General features: G+C 56.4%; 4 protein-coding genes. 2 read left to right on the top strand and 2 right to left on the bottom strand.

The annotated features are described in order from the left end of the window. Positions 1 to 192: 192 nt before the first annotated feature. Together HMPREF3148_RS00615 and HMPREF3148_RS00610 are read right to left on the bottom strand one after the other, a co-directional pair. Positions 193 to 999: an antA/AntB antirepressor family protein gene (locus HMPREF3148_RS00615; RefSeq protein ID WP_070508552.1), complete on the bottom strand. Its 807-nt coding sequence runs from the start codon at positions 997 to 999 to the stop codon at positions 193 to 195. Positions 1,000 to 1,049: 50 nt separating this feature from the next. Continuing rightward, entirely contained in the window at positions 1,050 to 1,295 is a 246-nt protein-coding gene (locus tag HMPREF3148_RS00610; RefSeq protein WP_070508551.1) for a hypothetical protein, read from the bottom strand. A gap of 147 nt (positions 1,296 to 1,442) precedes the next feature. On the opposite strand from HMPREF3148_RS00610, the gene HMPREF3148_RS00605 reads away from it, so the two are divergent. Both HMPREF3148_RS00605 and HMPREF3148_RS00600 read left to right on the top strand, forming a co-directional pair. Further along, positions 1,443 to 1,919 (top strand): hypothetical protein, encoded by a 477-nt coding sequence (locus HMPREF3148_RS00605; protein WP_070508550.1) that lies wholly within the window; start codon positions 1,443 to 1,445, stop codon positions 1,917 to 1,919. Further along, positions 1,909 to 2,301: an ImmA/IrrE family metallo-endopeptidase gene (locus HMPREF3148_RS00600; RefSeq protein ID WP_083287668.1), complete on the top strand. Its 393-nt coding sequence runs from the start codon at positions 1,909 to 1,911 to the stop codon at positions 2,299 to 2,301. Before HMPREF3148_RS00605 ends, HMPREF3148_RS00600 begins: the two co-directional genes overlap by 11 nt. Positions 2,302 to 2,329 lie beyond the last annotated feature (28 nt).

Genomic DNA, 2,329 nt, shown 5'->3' with positions numbered 1-2,329 from the left:
TCGATGCCCGTATCCTCCGGCGCTCTTCACTATTGAGTTCTCGATACAACATTTCCGACCAGCCTGAACCCCTTAGAGGTTCAGCCACTGTGTCGAAATTTTGGGACACACTGGTCCCCGTGCCCGTGGGGAGGCTCGCACTCCCCCGCCTGCTAAGTCGGGTTATCAGGTGGCGTCTACCTGGGATGCCCGTCAGACAGACTCCGGCAAGATGTCATAGATAGAGCGGTCCACCTCAATGCCGGCATTCTTGGCTACGGTGATTGCCCACCCAGCACGCACGTACAGCGTTTGACGCACCTGCCCGTTGTGGTAGCGCGGAGCGTTGTGTTGGGCACGCAGGTCAAACAGATTGCGGTAGGCGGCATAGGCGCGGTACTCGTTGCGGTCAACCACGTCACCCTTGCGGGATGACCACTCACGGGTCTGAACCTTGCGGTAAATCATTTTTGCGTCCAGTAGTTTCTGGCGCGCTTGTGGCTCAGTCAGCCCGAAGTGTGCGCCCCAGTCTTTAACGGTCATGACGTCGGACTCGATGGATACGCAGTGGTCGTAGTACTCCACTTTTGGCTTCGCGGCTTCGAGTGCAAAGGCCTGGTCTGCGGTCTTTGCTTCGAGCTCCTTGATGGTGCTGTCAGCAACCTTGATGGCGCGGGCCATGAGCTCTTCCGGGGACAGCTGCGCTGGATCCTTCGCCCGGCGCTCGCATTCGATGAAATACTGGCGCGCCTGCTTACCTTTGTCCGTACGCTGAATCATGGAAATTTCCTTAGCCATGTCCAGAGACACGATGTGGTTGGTTCGCTCCCGGCTGCGTCCGAGGGAATCTTGTACCCGGTCATTTTTGACCACGTAGTCTTTGCCCTCTTCAAAGCCGTATTCGACCATGCGCGGGAACCAGTGCCGGTACTCCGTCTCAACACCGAGGAAGTCATAGAGGTCTCGGCCCATGACTGCCTGAATGCCGGCATGGTCTTGAATGGGAATTAGTTCACCCATGATGTAGTCTCCTAAATAGATTGTTTTGGCCCCGCTTCGGCGGGGTTTTCCTATGCGGCGGGTTCGTAGGGGTCGAACCATGCTGCTATGTACTTTTCATCGCCCTGTAGTGCGCTGACCTTGAGCGCGAGTCGGGCAGATACTGGAGCTCCAGCCCGAATCTCTGCCAGGTCATCTAGCCTGACTCCCAAAGCTGCTGCGAGCTGTTTGTCGGTTCGCAGGTTGCGGGAGCGCATGATGTGCTCTAGCGCACCAGGGCGGAAGCTATAAGCAGATACTGGACGGGTATCGATCATGTGAGCCTCCTAGTTTCAATCTTTCGCCGGCTTGAACCGGGCAAGATTCATTATGAACCTATCAAGGTACATTGTCAACCTATTTCGGTTCATTCTTCTAATTTCGCAGCTCTTGACACCTATCCCGTAATGGTTCATAATGAACCTATGAACATTGAAGAATGGCTACATACACTCCCCGGCTCCCCTACCGTGAGCCAAGCGGCAGACCATACCCCTGGCGTATCTAAAGCAACGTTTCTCCGTCATGCCGACAAAGGGAAAACAACCGCCGAATACGTCATCGCTATCGCCCGCGCCCACAACGTCAATGAAATTCAAGCGCTCGCAGACCTGGGTTTCGTCGAAGAAGCAGCCGTCATTGAAATGGCCATCGACAAAGCTCTAGGCATGGCCACCAACTCCAAACTCCTAGAGGAAATCAACAAACGAGTAGACCCCGAAGCCCGACGCCTTTTCCACGGCGATGGAGTACCAGGCATCATCGACGTTCGCGATGACGAACTGGCCACACGCCGTCAAAACACCCCCGTGTCCGGCCCGTCTGATTCAATGCCCCTGTCGGCGGTTGCTTACAGCGGCCCGGACGAGGACGCGGAAAGGAATGATGTGGATGACGATTAGTGCGGTAGAGCTGCACCTCCTAGCGGAAAGCATGGGCGTGCAGCTACAGCGCCACACAGGCGGAAGCCCCGGCTGGTACGACCACCACCGGCGCATAATCAGCACAAGGCGTGGTCAATCCATCAGCCAATACAAAAGCGTCTTAGCCCACGAACTAGGCCACGCTGCCCACCGTGACACCCCAACTGGTAACGGTCATTTTGACCAGCGTCAGGAACGACGTGCCGACGAATACGCCGCCCGACTCCTCATCTCCCCCGTAGACTTCGAAGCCGCCGCCATCTGGCACCACGGGCACCTCCCCGCCATCGCAGACGAACTCGAAGTCACACAACACCTACTCCGAACTTGGATCGCTCTCTACGAAAGGACAGCAGCATGACCAGCTCCTATCCTCTTCCAACTATCAA

This window comes from Corynebacterium sp. HMSC05D08 (genome assembly GCF_001807215.1).
In the GTDB taxonomy this organism is placed as follows: Bacteria; Actinomycetota; Actinomycetes; order Mycobacteriales; family Mycobacteriaceae; genus Corynebacterium; species Corynebacterium striatum.
The sequence above is the reverse complement of the archived record's forward strand: the minus strand, read 5'-3'. Positions and strand labels throughout refer to the sequence as shown.

Excerpts from the sequence above, each read along its gene's own strand:
- HMPREF3148_RS00615 (WP_070508552.1), bottom strand. The coding sequence starts at position 999 with ATGGGTGAACTAATTCCCATTCAAGACCATGCCGGCATTCAGGCAGTC.
- HMPREF3148_RS00605 (WP_070508550.1), top strand. The coding sequence starts at position 1,443 with ATGAACATTGAAGAATGGCTACATACACTCCCCGGCTCCCCTACCGTG.
- HMPREF3148_RS00600 (WP_083287668.1), top strand. The coding sequence starts at position 1,909 with ATGACGATTAGTGCGGTAGAGCTGCACCTCCTAGCGGAAAGCATGGGC.
- HMPREF3148_RS00610 (WP_070508551.1), bottom strand. The coding sequence starts at position 1,295 with ATGATCGATACCCGTCCAGTATCTGCTTATAGCTTCCGCCCTGGTGCG.